16 protein-coding genes are annotated in these 15,671 nt (G+C 59.8%); 5 read left to right on the top strand and 11 right to left on the bottom strand.

The window, feature by feature from the left end; translation table 11 throughout:
- Window positions 1–150: 150 nt before the first annotated feature.
- Together ACWKWE_RS12400 and ACWKWE_RS12395 are read right to left on the bottom strand one after the other, a co-directional pair.
- Complete coding sequence (locus tag ACWKWE_RS12400) at window positions 151–1,083, bottom strand: ketopantoate reductase family protein (protein ID WP_166595100.1); 933 nt, start codon at window positions 1,081–1,083, stop codon at window positions 151–153.
- A gap of 174 nt (window positions 1,084–1,257) precedes the next feature.
- On the bottom strand, window positions 1,258–2,688 hold the full coding sequence (locus tag ACWKWE_RS12395) for a pyridine nucleotide-disulfide oxidoreductase (protein WP_166595099.1): 1,431 nt from the start codon (window positions 2,686–2,688) through the stop codon (window positions 1,258–1,260).
- Window positions 2,689–3,608: 920 nt separating this feature from the next.
- Between ACWKWE_RS12395 and ACWKWE_RS12390 the strand changes: the two genes are divergently transcribed.
- Window positions 3,609–3,923 carry a hypothetical protein gene (locus tag ACWKWE_RS12390; RefSeq protein ID WP_166595098.1) on the top strand — a complete coding sequence of 105 codons (315 nt, stop codon included), beginning with the start codon at window positions 3,609–3,611 and terminating at the stop codon, window positions 3,921–3,923.
- 41 nt (window positions 3,924–3,964) lie between these two features.
- Here ACWKWE_RS12390 and ACWKWE_RS12385 read toward each other — a convergent pair whose 3' ends face one another.
- The 3 genes from ACWKWE_RS12385 to ACWKWE_RS12375 all read right to left on the bottom strand — a co-directional run bounded on the left by ACWKWE_RS12385 (window position 3,965) and on the right by ACWKWE_RS12375 (window position 5,900).
- Entirely contained in the window at window positions 3,965–4,318 is a 354-nt protein-coding gene (locus tag ACWKWE_RS12385) for a hypothetical protein (RefSeq protein WP_483850678.1), read from the bottom strand.
- Window positions 4,319–4,793: 475 nt separating this feature from the next.
- A complete protein-coding gene (locus tag ACWKWE_RS12380) occupies window positions 4,794–5,057 on the bottom strand; it encodes a DUF1652 domain-containing protein (RefSeq protein WP_166595096.1) in 264 nt (87 codons plus the stop codon).
- A gap of 366 nt (window positions 5,058–5,423) precedes the next feature.
- Window positions 5,424–5,900 (bottom strand): GNAT family N-acetyltransferase, encoded by a 477-nt coding sequence (locus tag ACWKWE_RS12375; RefSeq protein WP_166595095.1) that lies wholly within the window; start codon window positions 5,898–5,900, stop codon window positions 5,424–5,426.
- Between ACWKWE_RS12375 and ACWKWE_RS12370 the strand changes: the two genes are divergently transcribed.
- Window positions 5,893–6,270 (top strand): hypothetical protein, encoded by a 378-nt coding sequence (locus tag ACWKWE_RS12370; protein WP_483850677.1) that lies wholly within the window; start codon window positions 5,893–5,895, stop codon window positions 6,268–6,270. The genes ACWKWE_RS12375 and ACWKWE_RS12370 overlap by 8 nt on opposite strands.
- 42 nt (window positions 6,271–6,312) lie before the next feature.
- The gene (locus ACWKWE_RS12365; protein ID WP_166595093.1) at window positions 6,313–7,233 is read left to right on the top strand and encodes a hypothetical protein; all 921 of its coding nucleotides are present in this window, start codon (window positions 6,313–6,315) and stop codon (window positions 7,231–7,233) included.
- Between the two features lie 188 nt (window positions 7,234–7,421).
- Here the strand turns inward: ACWKWE_RS12365 and ACWKWE_RS12360 are convergent, their stop codons facing one another.
- A complete protein-coding gene (locus ACWKWE_RS12360; protein WP_483850676.1) occupies window positions 7,422–8,279 on the bottom strand; it encodes a LysR substrate-binding domain-containing protein in 858 nt (285 codons plus the stop codon).
- Between the two features lie 110 nt (window positions 8,280–8,389).
- Here ACWKWE_RS12360 and ACWKWE_RS12355 point away from each other — a divergent pair, with 110 nt between their 5' ends.
- On the top strand, window positions 8,390–9,103 hold the full coding sequence (locus ACWKWE_RS12355) for a haloacid dehalogenase type II (protein WP_483850675.1): 714 nt from the start codon (window positions 8,390–8,392) through the stop codon (window positions 9,101–9,103).
- A gap of 11 nt (window positions 9,104–9,114) precedes the next feature.
- Window positions 9,115–9,900 carry an aldolase gene (locus ACWKWE_RS12350; RefSeq protein WP_166595090.1) on the top strand — a complete coding sequence of 262 codons (786 nt, stop codon included), beginning with the start codon at window positions 9,115–9,117 and terminating at the stop codon, window positions 9,898–9,900.
- An 86-nt stretch (window positions 9,901–9,986) separates the two neighbouring features.
- Here the strand turns inward: ACWKWE_RS12350 and dctM are convergent, their stop codons facing one another.
- The 5 genes from dctM to ACWKWE_RS12325 all read right to left on the bottom strand — a co-directional run bounded on the left by dctM (window position 9,987) and on the right by ACWKWE_RS12325 (window position 15,617).
- The gene (gene dctM / locus ACWKWE_RS12345) at window positions 9,987–11,270 is read right to left on the bottom strand and encodes a C4-dicarboxylate TRAP transporter large permease protein DctM (RefSeq protein ID WP_166595089.1); all 1,284 of its coding nucleotides are present in this window, start codon (window positions 11,268–11,270) and stop codon (window positions 9,987–9,989) included.
- Complete coding sequence (locus tag ACWKWE_RS12340; RefSeq protein WP_166595088.1) at window positions 11,270–11,902, bottom strand: TRAP transporter small permease; 633 nt, start codon at window positions 11,900–11,902, stop codon at window positions 11,270–11,272. Before ACWKWE_RS12340 ends, dctM begins: the two co-directional genes overlap by 1 nt.
- Before the next feature lie 107 nt (window positions 11,903–12,009).
- Window positions 12,010–13,005 (bottom strand): TRAP transporter substrate-binding protein, encoded by a 996-nt coding sequence (locus tag ACWKWE_RS12335; protein ID WP_166595087.1) that lies wholly within the window; start codon window positions 13,003–13,005, stop codon window positions 12,010–12,012.
- Between the two features lie 430 nt (window positions 13,006–13,435).
- On the bottom strand, window positions 13,436–14,260 hold the full coding sequence (locus tag ACWKWE_RS12330) for an HpcH/HpaI aldolase/citrate lyase family protein (RefSeq protein WP_166595086.1): 825 nt from the start codon (window positions 14,258–14,260) through the stop codon (window positions 13,436–13,438).
- 157 nt (window positions 14,261–14,417) lie between these two features.
- On the bottom strand, window positions 14,418–15,617 hold the full coding sequence (locus ACWKWE_RS12325) for a CaiB/BaiF CoA transferase family protein (RefSeq protein ID WP_483850674.1): 1,200 nt from the start codon (window positions 15,615–15,617) through the stop codon (window positions 14,418–14,420).
- Window positions 15,618–15,671 lie beyond the last annotated feature (54 nt).

Genomic DNA, 15,671 nt, shown 5'->3' with positions numbered 1-15,671 from the left:
AGCGGACCGTTCGTGAACAGGCGCAGACGATGGATATGCGTCGGATGTGCCGCCGTCTCGCGAATGAATGTGCTCCCACCGTAGAGACCGTGCGCGCCTCAACGCGCGCGGTGAGGCCCGGACACGCTCAGGCGGTCCATAGAGTGCCGGTCAACCCTGTTCACGCACTCGACGGGCTTCGTAGGACTTGAGGTTCAGGTAGACGACATCAAGGGGCGAAAGGCCGTCCTGTTTCCGGCTACCCCGCCGGGCAACCATGTCACCAATCAGATGCTCGACTTCGATGGTCGCGCCCCGCTCCACATCTCGCAGCATCGACGCCGTCATTTTGGAGCCTTGCGCGGTCAGCATGGTCTGGAAACGTTGGCGGACTTCCTCCCGAACGCCGTGACTGGCTTGCGCGGCGACGGCTGCGCATTCTGCAAGGAGCTCAAGAACAAACGACTCCCCTCCGCTGGCGATCACATCCCCGATGCTTGCGCGCAGCGATCCCGTCACGCCGGCGAGCGTGGCAATGAAACACCACTTTTCCCACATTTCCTGAACGATCTGCTCACTCAGCGTGGCGACGAATCCTGCATCGGAGAGGGCTTCTTCCACCTTGAGAATTCTCGGCGTCCGCGCACCCTCCAGCTCGCCGAAGGTGATCTGATGAAGCTCGTTCAAGTGCAGAATCTTGCCCGACGCGTCGCGGTCCACCGAGATGAACGCCAGACCGCCGAGCACGTTGTCCGGGCTGAAGCGCTTGCTCAGTCGATCCAGATGAGACATGCCGTTGAGCATCGGCAGAATCAGCGTGTCAGGCCCCACCGCAGCCGCGAAAGACTCCATGGCCGCATCGAGGTCGTAGGCCTTGCAACTGAGCAGGATCAGGTCGAACGTCGTGTTCAACATGGACGTCATGACATGAGGGGGCGATGGGTAATCGATATCACCCGCCGGACTGCGAACAATCAGACCGTTCTGGTCCAGCTCTTCTGCTCGTCCCTGTCGTACCAGAAAGGTCACGTCACGCCCGGCTTCCAGCAACCGGCCACCGAAGTAGCCCCCAATCGCACCTGCACCCACGATCAAAATACGCATGTTCTGTCGATTCCTCGTCGAGACGGTCAGAGTGTTCGGACACTCCAGAATAGATGCCCGGAACAGATGATGGCGCCGACTCTACCCAAAAGTTTCATGATGACCAACATATTGCAGGCAAAAAAAATCCCGGCCCGCGCAGGCGGTCCGGGATGTCGATGCAGCAAGGCCGGGTCAGGATTGAGCGTTGGCCAAGACTGGCCAGAGGAACGGATGGCGCTGCTCTTCGCGGCTGACGACCTGTTTGCGGCTGAGGCTGACCGGTTGCAGCACAGGCTGCTGCAAGCGCTGAATGACAGCGTCGATGACGGCTCCGCTGGCATCGTGGTGGAACTGCCAGACGCCATAAATGCGCCCGTCAAATGAGGCTTCGCTGCCCAGTCGAGGGTCTACGCCCAGCCCTGCACCCAAGCCGAACAAGTGAAGACCGTAGAGCCGCTGTCCATGGCTGTCGAGCGGGCAACCCGACGGGTCGGAATCCACGCCGCCTTTGACGGCCATCAGGTTGATAGCACCACCGCCCGCGTAACTCAGCGCAGGCAGCAAGGGCTGATAACCGGTGCACTGGACTACCACGTCGGACTCCAGCAACGCCTGGCGCGCACCTTCGTATTGGCCTTGCGGACCGTTCTGAGTTTGCAGCAGTTGCACCCGCACGCCCGTCTTGCCGATGTGCCCGTTGGCCAGCGCCTCGCGTCCGACGTCCAGCGCTCGATAGCGCAAGCCGCCCGAACGATTGACGCGACCGGACACCGGGCACACGTCTCTCAGCGGGTCGAAGGCATAACCGGCATCGGTTGCCGCCTGCGCGGTCTCGTAGAACAGCCGGATGGGAGAACGGTGCACCAGCGTCACTTCGGCCAGGCCTGCGAACTCCAGCGCGTCCGCCAGATTTTCCAGCACTGAAAACGCGCTGTGCGAACCGCCGACTACGCTTATCCGGCCCTTGCCCGCCAAGGTAGGCGCGAAATAATCCCGCAGTTGCACGCCATTCATGCGCAGCAGCAGATCAGCGCTCAGCACCCGCGATGACGGCGGAACGGCGAGGCCTTGATCCGCCAGGCTGTCGAGCAAATGCTGGGGGTCTTGACGCCCACCGAGGTTCAGCACGACAGCGCGGCAGCGAATACGCCGGGAACGCCCCTCGGACTCGACCCACACCTGATACTCGTCGTCGTGGCTCACCACTTCGGTGATCGTCGTACTGGTCCACAGCTTGACGCCGTAATGTTCGACGATGAAATTCAGCACCAGGGTCGAGGCTTCCGCCAGCAGTTCGGCGACATCTGCCAGTTGCGGGGCGCTCTGCGCCTGTCGGCGGATACGCCAGTAGGCAGGCGAATGCTCAAGCGGCTCGAATACGTCACGCAGCGCAGGATCGCGAAGACAGTCGAGGAACACGTCACCCACGGAGTTCGCGGTAATCCGGTAATCCCCAAGGCGACCCGTACCCGGTGTGGGGCTCGCGTCGACAATGATCAGGCCTTCCTTGGCAAGCTCCGGCATTGCACCGCTTTTCAATGCATTGAAAAGCAATCCCATGCCTGCAGGCCCGGCACCCCCTACAACACAACCGCAAACGGTTTCCAGATGATCTCCATACATAATCTTGACTCCGAACTTAGTCGATGCTTTGAGTGCAGCCCGAAGACTGAACCCTGAAGGACAGGCACAACCCGCTGCCCGCGCTGACGTGACTTCCATTTATGTCAAACTGGATACTGACAACTAATAAGTTGATAACAAACTCGGGGTGCGACTACTGTCACAAGTGGCCGTGAGCGCCAATGCTTGAAACAAACGTATCTCACCCGGCCCGGGCATTACTCCGTGGCACTTTTAGGCGTTTACAGACACTTACTCAAATGTCGGATACCACTGATCGGCACACCATAAATGGCATGTTTGTCAATGAGTTGAAAAAACGAGCGATGAATTTTCAGAGACGCTACCGCCCTGTCGCCGGACGTCCTTGGTGCAGCATCTGAGGTGCCAAGTTCAATAGGTAGTTGGCTATCTAGAGGCCCGTTACTATCAAAACTGTAAAGCGATAGTTTCAAAAAACCTGAGAAGTGTCAAATTTTCGAGAAAATGAAGAAATCGATATTTACACGTTTCAACAGGCTGATTTAAATAGGTTTTATATTTTGACGACAAAATACTGGCAACCCACGGCGGACCCATCGATTTTTAAAATAGAAAAACAGTATGTTGCTCCTCAATCCCAGAGGCTGTGCTTTAAAAGTTGGACGCTTATTTCCCACTAAACAGTCGACTTTCTGCCGCCAATAACAAGTAATGATGCGGCCGATGCAAAAGACACGCATTAAATGATCAGCAGCCAATACCAGGCGATTAAATGACGCCGGTTTTACTGAGGTGCGACATCGCGCTCAACCCTGACGCCAAATTTGACAGCCGATGAATGGCGCCCTTTCCAGTCAAAAAATCAGAACTATTTCAAGCAGATCCTGCTCCATTGTCAGGCTTACGCTCACTTTTGAATGGATATAGAGGTCGCCGCCATGAATGCTGAGAAAAACCTTCGGTCCAGCATTGCCGAAATCGATTACTCACGGGACACCTTGTTCGGCCCGATCCCCATGCAGGCGACGTGCAGAGTCCGATTGGCGACGATCGAACACGACGGCCACACCTTGCGCGAGCTGACCATCATCGGCGACGTTCCGGACTACCTGTCCAAATCAGCGATCATTCGGGTCGCGATGGACGGCCGGATAGAGGCAGGTCCTGTGCGTGACCATTACGCGACGCAAGACAGCGGTGAGGCGCAATTCAGGCTGCTGTTCGAGAATGAGCATCGGCGACGCACGCACTGAGGGCGTCAGCCTGAGATCGGAGGCGAGGTTCTTTTAGACGATCAATGTCGAGGGCGTTGGGCCGAGGCACGCATGCCGGTCTCAGCGTGCAATTCGTCAGTGCGCTGCATCAAGGCGCGGGTCAGCGCCCCACCCTCTTGAGACGTATCGTTTTCCACCGGCGAATATCCGCCGGCTCCTGCGCCCGAACCGGGCTCGTCTTGCCGGCCATAGCGCAAGCCATCGAGCTTGGGCGCGGCGTCGAGAATCGGGTCGGGCGGCAACAGGCGCTGACGCTCAAGCTCCGTCATCGGAGGTTGAAACGAGGCATTTCTGGCTTCCAGGCGTTGCAGCATGATCAGAATCGCCGCCACACACACCAGCACAATGCCCAGCAACGCACCAACGCCTATCATCACCTTGCGTCGGCGAAGCATCTTTGTGAAGGATTCACCCTCTGCATACGCTTGGGTGGTTCCGGGCCGAGACTCCGCCATGCATTCCCCTAGGCCTCAATTCAGATCGTGATCGGCATGCCGCCGCCGATGGCGACCTAAGATAAAAGGTAAATCAGCGCTTTGCCACTGGCTTTTGCAATGCCACTCCTCGGCGGGCGCGGCACGTCGCACCACCAGCGGTCATGGCTGAGGCAGGGCCAAAGATTCAACACGATAAACGCTCATATTTTCTCTTCATTCGAATGCGCCAGCGTGAATATAACGTTCATTTGCGCACGTATGAAAACATCCCGTTATTGATGCCGAAGACATAGATAGAAAGTAGTAAAGATTGGAGAAGCTTTACGTCGAACGCCGAGCAACCCCTGAACAGCAAAACGCCCAAGACTATGAACTCGTCATGGGCGTCCTATCAATAAAAACCGGAGATCGTTCAACTGGCCAAGGCGTGCCTTTGCAGGTGTTGCGTATTGATCAAGTCGGCCCGCAATTCAGAAATCAGCTCGCAGAGCGCACGACTCGTATCCAGCTTGTCCAGCTTGATACCGCTGGCCAGCAGCTCAACCCGCTCTGTGAGGGGGTCAATGACTTCAACGGTCATGGTGTCGTCCAGGACGGTGCAATTGCAACGCTTGGGCAGAAACGCACTTTCTATGATGCTACGCAATTCAAGATTCGAGAGGGTGCATGCAATCATTGGCGATATCCTCCAGAGGCGCTCCCTGTTACCACATGAACAGTGGTCCGCCTAACTAACGGTCGAAAGTCTGCCGAGGCTTACTTCCTCCAATTCGTCATTTAAACCTCAGGGTTTTTGGCGAACAACCCAGTTATACGCCTCGCCCAAAAGTGAAGCAACCGGCCGAAAAAGTGCACGCTATTGGGGAACTGCACAGGGCGGAAAAAGAAAAAACGTTTCACCCGTGCGAACAAGCGGAATACTGACGAGGTTTACGTCGAACACGCGCGGCGTGCGATCGAAGTGAATGCTGTGATGGTGGGCTTTTGGACCGGCCATTCGTCGGTCGCCCGAAAGCGTACCGACGAATGACGCTGATCGCGATCACGCGTGAGGCAGGCGCAGATGAATCAGCGCCACGCGATTGCCGCGCTTGTCCAACCGTTCTTCGATAGCGAAGGGCTTGAAACCGAGCTTGGGGTAAAACAGCAGGCCAGGCACGTTATGGTTGAAACAGGACGCAGTCAGCTCTTTGGCTTCGTGCTTACCGAACGCCAGCTCCATCATGCAGCCGATCATGTAGCGGCCCACGCCCTTCGAGCGAGCGTGAGGCGCGATGATGACGTTGCCCATGGAGCAGCGGCCACGAAAATCGTATTTGGAGAAATTGGCAAACCCGACCACCTCGCCGTTGAGCTCGATGACGGTGTTGTCCGAACGCTGCTCGATGGCGTCGCTCAGTTGTGCAGGGGTCAGCGGAAACACCGCCTTGGGAAACATGTAGAAGAGCTCGTCGACACTCTGGGGCATGTCACAGATAGCCGGGATGTCTTTTTCTTCCAGGGGGCGATGTATGAACATGACGGTTAACCTCTTGAAGAAACAGGAGCTGAGCGGAAACTATAGGCCAAACACTGGCATCAAGACATCACCGAAAGGTCGTAAGCGCACATATAGATGTCATTCCGATGATGCCGACCCGCGCAAGCCTGACTCCATAGGACACTTTTTCCGGAAAAATGTGCCCGAGTGTTTCGATGAATTGCCCGGACACGCGAACAACCCGCTGCAACCCCCTGATCCGACTGAACTTATTGCAACCGGGCAGAACGCCCGCGCTGTACCGCCCCTTCATGCAATTTGCATGAACGTCGGATACTTAAACATTTTCAAACCATTGATAAATAAGGAATTATTCGTACAAGGCCGACTGGCACAACCGCTGCAATGATCACCAGCGAAGTACCACATTATTCGCATGGAGCAGCACAACATGAACGTCACGCCTGATTCTTATCCTGCCGCCGTAGAAGAACCCTCCTCCGTCTCAGGTGTGTCCTGGGGCGCCATCCTTGCCGGTGCCGCTGGCGCCGCTGCGTTATCACTGATTCTCGTCTTGCTGGGCTCGGGCCTGGGCTTCTCGGCCATGTCGCCGTGGGCCAACGAAGGCGCCAGCGCCAAGACCCTCGGTATTTCCACCGTGGTCTGGCTGGCCTTCACCCAGATCGTCGCCTCGGGCCTCGGCGGCTACATCGCGGGCCGTTTGCGCGTGAAGTGGTCGAACATGCACGGCGACGAAGTGTATTTCCGCGACACCGCTCATGGTTTCCTGTCCTGGGCCATTGCGACCCTGGTGGCGGCGGTATTGATCGTCGGTTCCGTCAGCGGTCTGGTTGGCAGCGGTGTAAAGGCTGGTGCCAGCGCGGTAGCCGGTGTGGCCGGTACTGCAGCGGTTGCAGCGGGTAACACCAGCAGCGACCAGTACGGCTACTTTGTCGACAGCCTGTTCCGTGATGACCGCCCTGCCGCCGTCAGCGACGACGCAGCCCGTGGCGTCGTGGTGCGCATCTTCACCAAGACCCTGGCCAACGACGGCCAGCTGGCACCCGAAGACCGTACCTACCTCGCGCAACTGGTCGCTCAGCGCACCAACTTGAGCCAGGCCGATGCCCAGGCTCGCGTTGACCAAGTGTACGGTCAGGCCAAACAGGCCGTTGCCGATGCCAAGCTGAAAACCCAGCAGGCTGCTGAAACCGCTGCGAAAGTCGCGGCTGCCAGCGCACTGTGGACCTTCGTTGCGCTGCTGTGCGGTGCCTTCGTCGCGAGCCTCGCCGCGATCTGGGGTGGCCGTCGTCGTGACGCCGTGACCTACGTTGAAACCCGTGCCTATACCAACACTGCCAACATTCGCTGATCAAGGAGATCCATCATGCGCTCATTACTTCTGTGGTTCCTGGGTGTGCCTATTCCGGTGATCATTCTGATCGCACTGTTCATGCACTGACACTGATGCACTGACAGAGTCGTAGACAATCCGCGCGGCGCCCTTCGCAACACAGGGCCTGCGCGGATTTTTTTGGTCTGGCGAAAAGCGATCCCGTCTCAGTTGCCGGACATCTGCGCCTTCATATAATCCACCAGCGTTCGCTGCACATTGGTCAACAACCGGTTGCCACTCACCAGCGCCAGCTCGCTCGGTGGCACGGGCGCAAACCCCTCCTCCACGCTCAACAGTCGATGATCGTCGAGCATGGCCGACGATGGCAGCAGGCTGATGCCTAACCCCGCCGACACGGCCGCCTGAATACCCACCAGACTCTGACTGGCGAACGCCACTCGCCAACGCCGCCCGGACGACTCCAGCGCGTGCACGATGCGGTTGCGGTAGATGCAGCCCTGCGGATAGACCACCAACGGCACCGGGTCCTCGATGACCTGCACACCACGCCCCGCCACCCAATTCACCTGCTCCGGCCAACTCGCCAATGCGGGCTCCTGTTTCGGCGAGCGATCACGCTTGACCAGCGCCAGGTCGATGTCCCTGCTCTCCAGCCGGGCGTGCAGATCGACGCTCAGGCCGTTGACGGTGTCGAGACGAATGCGCGGAAAAGCCCGCGCGAAGCCGGACAGCAACGTCATCAGCCGTTGCACGTCAAAATCCTCCGGCACCCCAAGCTTGACCACCCCGGAGTCGTCGCCGCCGCACAGTACGCTGTGGGCTTCGAGCGCCAGCGACACCAGACGCCGCGCATAGCCAATCAGGCGCTCGCCGTCTTCGGTGAGTTCGATGTGCTTACTGGCGCGCTGGCGCAGCAGCAACGGCCGCCCCAGATGCTCTTCGAGTTTGCGAATCTGCTGGCTGACCGTGGACTGCGTGCGATTGACCCGCTCGCCCGCTTTGGTGAAGCCGCCGGAATCGACCACTGAGACAAAGGTGCGCAGCAATTCGAGGTCGAACATGGCAGGCCTCTAACATTTGATTAGCGAATTAATCTGGCAATTTAATTTAATTTTACGATGAGCACCATGGCTTTTAAGGTGGACGTACACACCCGTTCACGGAGCCGACCATGATCCTTTCCACTTACACTCGCCCGCGCTGGATCACCTTCGACTGCTACGGCACGTTGATTCAATGGGACGAAGGCTTGCTGAGCTACGTCCGCGAACTGCTGGAACGCAAAGGCAGCGCGACGCTGGACACCGACGCGTTTATCACGATTTATGACCGTCACGAACACCGTCTGGAGCAGACCCCACCGCACCAATCGTTCGCCGACATCTCGCGGCAGTCGATGGCGCTCACGCTGGATGAGCTGGGCCTGCCGTGTGAGCCCGAAGACGCCGAGGGGCTGATCCGTCGCATCGGCCAGATGCCGCCGTTCCCGGAAGTGCTGGCCGCGCTGAAATGGCTGAAGGATCAGGGCTTTCAGCTGTGCATTGTCTCCAACACCGACGACGACATCATCGCGGGCAACGTTGCACAACTGGACGGCCACATCGACCGGGTTATCACCGCACAACAGGCGCAGGCCTATAAACCGAACCATCAGTTGTTCCTGCACGCGCATCAGCAATTGGGCGTCGGCATCGACGAGGTGTTGCACATCTGCGCCAGCCCTCACCTGGACCTCGAAGCGGCCAAGGGCATGGGCTTTCGTTGCGTGTGGATCGACCGCGGGACGAAACGCAAACCGTTGACGGACTACACTCCAGACGCGACGCTGCCGGACCTGTCCCGTGTGCCGGACTATCTGCGCGGCAAGGGCTGGGCCAACGAATAAGGAGACGAGGCATGGCGCACGACTTGCGTATCAGTCAGTTCAACGAACAGCACTACCACGACCTCGATGCTCCTGCCGTCAAGGCAGCCCGCGTCGATCTGGCCGCAAGCCTGCGCATGGCGGCGCGTCTGGGGTTGAGCGAGGGCATTTGCAATCATTTCTCGGCGTTGGTGCCGGGGCATCCGGAGCTGTTTCTGGTCAACGCGTATGGCCTGTCATTCGAGGAGATCACGGCGTCGAATCTGTTGATCTGCGACTTCGACGGCAACGTGGTCATGGGCGACGGCAAACCCGAAGCGACGGCGTTCTACATCCACGCCCGCCTGCACCTGCACAAGCCCCGTGCGATGGCGGCCTTTCACACGCACATGCCCAACGCGACGGCGCTGGCAATGCTTGAAGGCGAACCGTTGGCGTGGGCCGGGCAGACCGCGCTGAAGTTCTACGGGCGAGTGGCGGTGGACGAGGATTACAACGGTCTGGCGCTGGACAACAGGGAAGGCGACCGGATCGCAGCGTCGATGGGCCAGGCCGACATCGTGTTTCTGAAGAATCACGGGGTGATGGTCACCGCGCCGAGCATCGCCCAGGCGTGGGACGACCTGTACTACCTGGAACGCGCGGCGGAGGTGCAGCTCAAGGCGATGAGCAGCGGGCGACCGCTCAAGCCGATCGAGCCCGAAGTGTTGCTGCGCACGGCCCGGCAGATGAGCGAGGAAGACCCCGAAAGCGCGCGGGCGCATCTGGAGAGCGTGAAGCGCGTACTGGCGCGGCATGAGCCGGATTTTTCGGATTGAGCGACGAAAAAGGCCCCCGAAGATTCAAGGAATCGACGAGGGCCAAGGCACTGCGCTCACAGTTCGGTTACAGGGTCAGCACGTCGTTACGGCATCCCCAGCCAGTTCGGCAACGCCAGCGAAATGAACGGCACGTACGTCACCAGAATCAGGAACAACAACAGGATAGACAACCACGGCAAGGCTGCGCGGATCGTTTGTCCCAAAGTCAGGCCCGTCACCGCCGAGGTCACGAACAGGTTCAGACCCACCGGTGGATGCACCAGACCGATCTCCATGTTCACCACCATCACGATGCCGAGGTGAATCGGATCGATCCCAAGCTTCGTGGCGATCGGGAAGAAGATCGGCGCCAGGATCAGCACGATCGCCGAAGGCTCCATGAAGCTCCCGGCCACAAGCAACACCACGTTGACCATGATCAGGAAACCAATCGGCGTCAGCCCTTCGGAGATCACCCAGTTGGTGATCTGCTGCGGGATCTGCTCGGTGGTCAGCACGTGGGCGAACAGCATCGCGTTGGCGATGATGAACATCAGCATGATCGACAACCGACCTGACTCCAGCAGCACTTTCGGGCAATCGCTGATGCGCATGTCCTTGTAGACGAACAGCGCGATGAAGGCTGAGTACACCGCCGCCACGGCCGCGGCTTCGGTCGGGGTGAACATGCCGCTGTAGATCCCGCCGAGGATGATCACCAGCAACAACAGCCCCCAGAACGCCCGGCGTGCCGTGGCCAGCCACTGACGGAACGACACGCGCGGTTGCGCAGGCAGTTTCTTGACCCGGGCGACGATGTAAATCACCACCATCAGGATCACGCCCAGCAGAATCCCCGGCACGACACCGGCGATGAACAGTTTGCCCACCGAGGTTTCGGTCGCGGCCGAGTACACCACCATCACGATGGACGGCGGAATCAGAATCCCCAGCGTACCGGCGTTACAGATGATCCCGGCGCCAAACTCTTTCGGATAGCCCGAGCGCACCATCCCCGCCACGGCAATCGACCCCACCGCTGCCACCGTCGCGGGCGAAGAGCCCGACAGCGCGGCGAACAGCATGCACGCCAGCACCGCCGCAATCGCCAGACCGCCGCGAATGTGGCCGACGCAGGCGTTGGCGAAGTCGATCAGACGTTGCGCCACACCGCCGGTGGTCATGAACGCGCCGGACAGCAGGAAGAACGGAATCGCCAGAAAGGTGTAGCTGTCGGACGTCTCGAACAGCTTGATCGCCAACGAGCTCAACGAGTCCGGGCTGAATAGCAGAATCGAGGTGGCACCGGCGAGCCCCAGGGAGATTGCGATCGGCACGCCCAGGAACATGAACACGAACAGCAACAGGAACAAACAGATAACCGTCATCAGTGTTGCTCCTCGTTAGGGTTGGCCAGTTTGCTGGCTTCTGCCGCTTCATCGGCCAGGCCCAGGCCGGTCTGACGATGGGTCCAGATGCGGTAGAGGATTTCCAGATACCGGGCGATCACCAGCGCGAAACCGATGGGCACGATGACCGTGATGTAGGCGACCTTGACGCCGTAGCGATCGAGGTCTTCAGCCCCGATGCCCGCCACGAACAGCGCCGACACCCATTTGTAGCTGGCAATGAGGAACAGGCCGGCATAGGCCAGGCAGCAGGCGCACGCGAGCATCGCAAGAAGGCGCTGCACCGGTTTGCTGGTTTTTTTCACCAGCGCGTCGACGCCCAGGTGACCCGCCGTGCGCACGCCGTAGGACACGCCGAAGAAGATCAGCCAGCCGAACAGGGCTTTGGTCAGCGCCACGCTCCAGGTCATTTCCTGGGCATACCCCATGGTGTGGTCGCCAAGGAACGAGAAGAAATCGCTGGTGACGGTCCATTTGTCACTCAGCGTGTAAAACAAGGTGTAGATGTTGTTGAGCGCCACGTAGACGAACGTCACGAGCGTCATGGCAGCCAGCAGAAAGGCAATCATGCCCTCCTCCAGATGCTCCCAGAGTCGCGTCAGCGATTGCATAAGAAATCTCCGCACATAGAGAGAGCGGCCACCCCCCCCCTCTTCAAAGAAGCGGGTGGCCACGCAGGTCTCGGGGACCTGTATCGATCAAACCGTCATGCGGGCGATCAAGGCGCCTTGTTGGAGTCGTCAGCGGCCTTGATCAGGTCCGGACCGATTTCTTCGGCGAACTTGTCCCACACCGGCTTCATGACTTCGCGCCATTTGGCCCGCTGTTCAGGGGTCAGGGTCACGATTTCACTGGTCTTGGAATCGATGATTTTCTGCTTGGCGGTCTGGTTCAGGGCTTCAGCCTGTTTGTTCACCTCGACGGTGACCTGATCCATGATCTTCTGAAGCTCGTCACGCACGTCAGGCTGCAGGCCGTTCCAGAACTTGGAGTTGGTGATGACCATGTAGTCGATCAGGCCGTGGTTGGACTCGGTGAAGAACGGCTGCACCTCGTTCACCTTCTGGCTTTCATAGTTCGACCAGGTGTTCTCGGTGCCGTTGACGGTACCGGTCTGCAGGCCCTGGTAGACCTCGGCGAAACTCATCTTGCGCGGGTTTGCTTTGAGCGCGACGAACTGCGCTTCCAGCACGCTCGACGCCTGAACGCGGAATTTCAGGCCACGGGCGTCTTTCGGCTCAACCATCTTCTTGTTCGCCGACAGCTGCTTCAGGCCGTTGTGCCAATAGGCCAGGCCGTGAATGCCTTTGTCGTCCATGGAGGTCAGCAGCGCCTTGCCCTGCGGGCCTTGCTGGAACCGATCGACAGCGGCCAAGTCGTTGAACAGGAACGGCAGGTCGTAGATTTGGGTTTTCTTGGTGTATTGCTCGAACTTGGCGAGGGACGGCGCCAGCATCTGCACGTCACCAAGCAACAGCGCTTCCATTTCCTTGCCGTCGCCGAACAGCGACGAGTTCGGGTAGACCTCGACCTTGACCTTGTCTTTCAAGGCGGGATCGGCCGCTACCATTTTCTGGAACATCAAGGCGCCCTGGCCTTTCGGGGTGTTTTCCGCCACCACGTGAGCGAACTTGATGACGACGGGGTCAGCGTGGGCCATACCGGCCACGGACACTGCAGCGGCGCAGAACAGCGCCTTGGTCAGCTTCAACATCGATATCACCTTTTTATTTTTGTAGGAGCTTTATAGTTTTTGGAGCAGTCGGTGGATCATGAGCGTTGTGCCATCTAACGATGCCCAACCCTGCGTGTTTCGAGAATCAGCTTTTATGTAAGCCAGCGTTCGGTGGAGCTGAACGCCAACCTGTTACGGTGATTCATCCCCAAGCGCTAGCCAGACGCCGCGCAGCTAGAAAGTTAGCAGGCTAATGAAAAAGTGCCACTATTCGGCGCGGCTGAATGCAGGACACTCTGCGAGAACTATGTGAGGCGCCAGAGGTTACGACGGCAGCGAAGGCGGTGTGCTTGGCAGACTCGCCCCCCTGTGGGAGCGAATTCATTCGCGAGCGGCCAGCACATCCGACATATCTCTGTTGCCTGGAACATTTTCGCGAATGAATTCGCTCCTACAGAGGTCTTGCGTGTCAGCCAGCGGCCAACGCCAACAACCGTTGCGCCCGTTGCAGCACCGGCGCATCGACCATCTGCCCGTCCAGCTGAAACGCCCCTGCCCCACCCGCCGCTGTGCTGGCTTCCACCACGCGCCCGGCCCAGGCCAGGTCATCGGCACTGGGCGCGAGGGCGGCGTGGATCACCGGCACTTGTTTGGGGTGAATGCACAGGGCGCCGCCATAGCCCATGTCATAGGCGTGACGAATCACACGGTGCAGACCGTCGGGGTCGCCGATGGCAGGGTGCACGCCGTCCAGCGGAGGCAGCAGATCAGCACCTCGGGAATGCAATTGCACCGACATGCGCGCCTGATCGAGAAACAGCTGGGCGGCCTCGGTGCCGGTGTTGAGGTTCAGGTCCAGCGCCAGGTCCAGTCCGCCGAACGAGAGGCGCTCGACCCCCGGCGCACGGGCGATTTCCGCGAGGGCCAACAGCCCCTTGGCGCTTTCGATGATCGGCAGCACCGGCTTGCCTATAGCGTGAACAGCGGCCACGTGGGCGGCGCTTTCCACCTTCGGCAACAGCACGCCAGCGACGCCAGCGTGCTGTTTGCAGAACGTCAGGTCCGCACTGTGTTCGGCATGATCCGGCGCATTGACCCGGACCCAGACTGCCGCTTCTGGATTAACCCGAAGAAACGCGCCGAGGTTGTCCCGGGCCTCACGCTTGAGCGGCTCTTCCACGGCGTCTTCGAAATCGACGATCACCGCGTCGGCCCCGGCGGCCAACGCCTTGGCGAAGCGCTCGGGTCGGCTGCCGGGCACGAACAGCGCGGAGCGGATGATGGATGGGGGCATGGTCTATATCCTTGTGAAATGTGTTCTGTGAGAGCGAATTCATTCGCGAGACGTCGTTGAGACCGATGAAAATGCGTCAGATGTACCGGCCAATCGCGAATGAATTCGCTCCCACAGTGAAACCGGGTCCGCCATAAAATCGCGGCCAGACGGCGACCTAAACCACCCCGGCCTTCGCCATCCGCGCCTGGTCGTCGGCGCTGAAACCCAGCTCGCCCAGAATGCTCGCCGTGTGCTGCCCCAGCCCCGGCACGCCGTCCATGCGCGGGGTGAAAGCGGCGTTGCGGCCCGGTGGCAGCAACGACGGCAACGGGCCGGACGGGCTGTCCACTTCGCGCCAGCTGTCGCGGGCCTTGAGTTGCGGGTGATCCCACACGCCTTGCATGTCGTTGACTCGGGCGTTGGCGATCTGCGCGTCTTCAAGCCGCGCGACCACGTCATCCACACTCAGCGTGGCAAAGCCTTCGACGATGATCTGCCGCAGCACCTCGCGGTTTTCCGAACGCTTGAAGTTGGCCGAGAAACGCTCGTCGGTGGCCAGCGCCTTGTCCAGCAGCACCTTCTCGCAGAACAGCGCCCACTCCCGCTCGTTTTGCAGCCCGAGCATGATCGTGCCACCGCCCCCGGTCGGGAACGGGCCATACGGGTAGATCGTCGAGTGCGATGCTCCGGCCCGAGGCGGTTGCGGCGCGCCGTTGTAGGCGTAGTACATCGGGTAGCCCATCCACTCCACCAGGCTTTCCAGCATGCTGACGTCGATGCGGCTGCCTTTGCCGGTCTTGTCCCGCAGCATCAGCGCCGAGAGGATGCCGGTGTAGGCGTACATGCCCGCAGCGATGTCGGCGATGGAGCAACCGGCCTTGGCCATGTCGTTTTCACCGGGGCCGCCGGTCACCGACAGGAAGCCACCTTCGCTCTGGATCAGCAGGTCGTAGGCCTTCTTCTTTTCATAAGGGCCGCCTTCGCCGTAGCCGGAAATGTCGCAGACGATCAGGCGGGGAAAGCGTTCGTGCAACGCCTCGAACGACAGGCCCATGCGTGCGGCGGCGCCGGGCGCAAGGTTCTGCACCACCACATCGGCCTGGCCCAGCAGCGATTCCAGAATGTCGCCCGCCTCGCCCTGTTTCAGGTCGAGGGTCAGGCTTTCCTTGGAGCGGTTGGTCCAGACGAAGTGCGAGGCCAGACCGTCGACGCGCTGGTCATAGCCACGGGCAAAGTCGCCGACGCCAGGGCGCTCGACCTTGATCACGCGGGCACCGAGGTCAGCGAGCTGGCGCGTGCAGAACGGCGCCGCAATGGCGTGCTCCAGGCTGACGACGGTGATGCCGTCCAGAGGACGGGGGTTGTTTTGAGTCATGTTTTCCACCTCTCACGCATCCCTGTAGGAGTGAGCTTGCTCGCGATTGCGATC

The organism is Pseudomonas salicis, from assembly GCF_057128705.1.
The sequence above is the reverse complement of the archived record's forward strand: the minus strand, read 5'-3'. Positions and strand labels throughout refer to the sequence as shown.

What these genes read in the sequence shown, in the direction of transcription:
- ACWKWE_RS12400 (WP_166595100.1), bottom strand. Translation starts at nt 1,083, where the DNA reads ATGCGTATTTTGATCGTGGGTGCAGGTGCGATTGGGGGCTACTTCGGT.
- ACWKWE_RS12395 (WP_166595099.1), bottom strand. Translation starts at nt 2,688, where the DNA reads ATGTATGGAGATCATCTGGAAACCGTTTGCGGTTGTGTTGTAGGGGGT.
- ACWKWE_RS12390 (WP_166595098.1), top strand. Translation starts at nt 3,609, where the DNA reads ATGAATGCTGAGAAAAACCTTCGGTCCAGCATTGCCGAAATCGATTAC.
- ACWKWE_RS12385 (WP_483850678.1), bottom strand. Translation starts at nt 4,318, where the DNA reads ATGATAGGCGTTGGTGCGTTGCTGGGCATTGTGCTGGTGTGTGTGGCG.
- ACWKWE_RS12380 (WP_166595096.1), bottom strand. Translation starts at nt 5,057, where the DNA reads ATGATTGCATGCACCCTCTCGAATCTTGAATTGCGTAGCATCATAGAA.
- ACWKWE_RS12370 (WP_483850677.1), top strand. Translation starts at nt 5,893, where the DNA reads ATGAACATGACGGTTAACCTCTTGAAGAAACAGGAGCTGAGCGGAAAC.
- ACWKWE_RS12375 (WP_166595095.1), bottom strand. Translation starts at nt 5,900, where the DNA reads ATGTTCATACATCGCCCCCTGGAAGAAAAAGACATCCCGGCTATCTGT.
- ACWKWE_RS12365 (WP_166595093.1), top strand. Translation starts at nt 6,313, where the DNA reads ATGAACGTCACGCCTGATTCTTATCCTGCCGCCGTAGAAGAACCCTCC.
- ACWKWE_RS12360 (WP_483850676.1), bottom strand. Translation starts at nt 8,279, where the DNA reads ATGTTCGACCTCGAATTGCTGCGCACCTTTGTCTCAGTGGTCGATTCC.
- ACWKWE_RS12355 (WP_483850675.1), top strand. Translation starts at nt 8,390, where the DNA reads ATGATCCTTTCCACTTACACTCGCCCGCGCTGGATCACCTTCGACTGC.
- ACWKWE_RS12350 (WP_166595090.1), top strand. Translation starts at nt 9,115, where the DNA reads ATGGCGCACGACTTGCGTATCAGTCAGTTCAACGAACAGCACTACCAC.
- dctM (WP_166595089.1), bottom strand. Translation starts at nt 11,270, where the DNA reads ATGACGGTTATCTGTTTGTTCCTGTTGCTGTTCGTGTTCATGTTCCTG.
- ACWKWE_RS12340 (WP_166595088.1), bottom strand. Translation starts at nt 11,902, where the DNA reads ATGCAATCGCTGACGCGACTCTGGGAGCATCTGGAGGAGGGCATGATT.
- ACWKWE_RS12335 (WP_166595087.1), bottom strand. Translation starts at nt 13,005, where the DNA reads ATGTTGAAGCTGACCAAGGCGCTGTTCTGCGCCGCTGCAGTGTCCGTG.
- ACWKWE_RS12330 (WP_166595086.1), bottom strand. Translation starts at nt 14,260, where the DNA reads ATGCCCCCATCCATCATCCGCTCCGCGCTGTTCGTGCCCGGCAGCCGA.
- ACWKWE_RS12325 (WP_483850674.1), bottom strand. Translation starts at nt 15,617, where the DNA reads ATGACTCAAAACAACCCCCGTCCTCTGGACGGCATCACCGTCGTCAGC.